The 2,149-nt window shown below is 55.6% G+C and carries 1 rRNA gene (running past one end of the window); it reads left to right on the top strand.

Going from position 1 to position 2,149, the window contains the following annotated elements:
- Positions 1 to 81 precede the first annotated feature (81 nt).
- Positions 82 to 2,149: ribosomal RNA gene (locus MRBLMD1_RS05440) — 23S ribosomal RNA — on the top strand; it runs 1,288 nt beyond the window's last position.

The following is a 2,149-nucleotide window of genomic DNA, read 5'->3' as shown; positions in this document are numbered from 1 at the left end:
ATGAACCTGGATCTGGTTCGTGTGCCTTTGGGTGCGCGGGACAGTTTTCGTGGTTCTCTCGAAAATGTTTTTGATCTTTGTGGTCAAGTTTTTAAGAGCACACGGTGGATGCCTTGGCATTAGGAGCCGAAGAAGGACGTAGGAATCTGCGATAAGCCTGGGGGAGTCGATAACCGGACTGTGATCCCAGGGTGTCCGAATGGGGAAACCCCGCCAAGCGCGCGAGTGACTTGGTGACCCGTACCTGAACACATAGGGTGCGTGGGGGGAACGCGGGGAAGTGAAACATCTCAGTACCCGCAGGAAGAGAAAACAATAGTGATTCCGTTAGTAGTGGCGAGCGAACGCGGATCAGGCTAAACCGTTCCATGTGTGATAGCCGGCGGGCGTTGCATGGTCGGGGTTGTGGGACTTTCCATACCAGTTCTGCCGGGCTGGTGGGGTGTGATGTGCGCGCATAGGTGAACGGTTTTGAAAGGCCGGCCAGAGAGGGTGTTAGTCCCGTAACCGTAATGTGTTTGTACCGCCTGTGAGAGTATCCCAAGTAGTACGGGGCCCGAGAAATCCCGTGCGAATCTGTCAGGACCACCTGATAAGCCTAAATACTCCCTAATGACCGATAGCGGACCAGTACCGTGAGGGAAAGGTGAAAAGTACCCCGGGAGGGGAGTGAAACAGTACCTGAAACCGTGTGCTTACAATCCGTCGGAGCCAGTCTGATTCTGGTGACGGCGTGCCTTTTGAAGAATGAGCCTGCGAGTTAGTGTTACGTCGCGAGGTTAACCCGTGTGGGGCAGCCGTAGCGAAAGCGAGTCTGAATAGGGCGTGTGAGTGGCGTGATCTAGACCCGAAGCGAAGTGATCTACCCATGGCCAGGTTGAAGCGACGGTAAGACGTCGTGGAGGACCGAACCCACTTCAGTTGAAAATGGAGGGGATGAGCTGTGGGTAGGGGTGAAAGGCCAATCAAACTTCGTGATAGCTGGTTCTCCCCGAAATGCATTTAGGTGCAGCGTTGCGTGTTTCTTGCTGGAGGTAGAGCTACTGGATGGCTAATGGGCCCTACAAGGTTACTGACGTCAGCCAAACTCCGAATGCCGGTAAGTGAGAGCGCAGCAGTGAGACTGTGGGGGATAAGCTTCATAGTCGAGAGGGAAACAGCCCAGACCACCAACTAAGGCCCCTAAGCGTGTGCTAAGTGGGAAAGGATGTGGAGTTGCCCAGACAACCAGGAGGTTGGCTTAGAAGCAGCCACCCTTAAAAGAGTGCGTAATAGCTCACTGGTCAAGTGATTCCGCGCCGACAATGTAGCGGGGCTCAAGTACACCGCCGAAGTTGTGGCATTCAGATATTTAGCTAAGCCCTTGTGGTTCAGGCGTCTGGATGGGTAGGGGAGCGTCGTGTGGGCAGTGAAGTCGCGGTGGAAACCAGCGGTGGAGCCTACACGAGTGAGAATGCAGGCATGAGTAGCGAAAGACGGGTGAGAAACCCGTCCGCCGAATGATCAAGGGTTCCAGGGTCAAGCTAATCTGCCCTGGGTAAGTCGGGACCTAAGGCGAGGCCGACAGGCGTAGTCGATGGACAACGGGTTGATATTCCCGTACCGGCGAAAAACCGTCCATGTTGAACAGGGGATACTAACCGCCCGAGACCTGCCTGACACCCCTTGTGGGTGAAGGGTTTTGGTGGAGCGCGGGACCTGATCCTGGGAGGCAAGCGTATTAACAGGTGTGACGCAGGAAGGTAGCCGAGCCGGGCGATGGTTGTCCCGGTCTAAGGATGTAGGGCGAGTGGTAGGCAAATCCGCCACTCTTGTGCCTGAGATCTGATGGGACCCCCGTTTGGGGGGATTTGGTGATCCTATGCTGCCGAGAAAAGCATCGACGCGAGGTTTTAGCCGCCCGTACCCCAAACCGACACAGGTGATCAGGTAGAGAATACTAAGGCGATCGAGAGAATTATGGTTAAGGAACTCGGCAAAATGCCCCCGTAACTTCGGGAGAAGGGGGGCCCCAACCTTGAACGGACTTCGCGTCCGGGAGGGGATCGGGGCCGCAGAGACCAGGGGGAAGCGACTGTTTACTAAAAACACAGGTCCGTGCGAAGTCGCAAGACGATGTATACGGACTGACTCCTGCCCGGTGCTGGAA

The organism is Pseudarthrobacter sp. LMD1-1-1.1, assembly GCF_040676255.1.
GTDB lineage: Bacteria > Actinomycetota > Actinomycetes > Actinomycetales > Micrococcaceae > Arthrobacter.
Note: the sequence above shows the minus strand (reverse complement) of the source record. Positions and strands in the feature narration are given on the sequence as shown.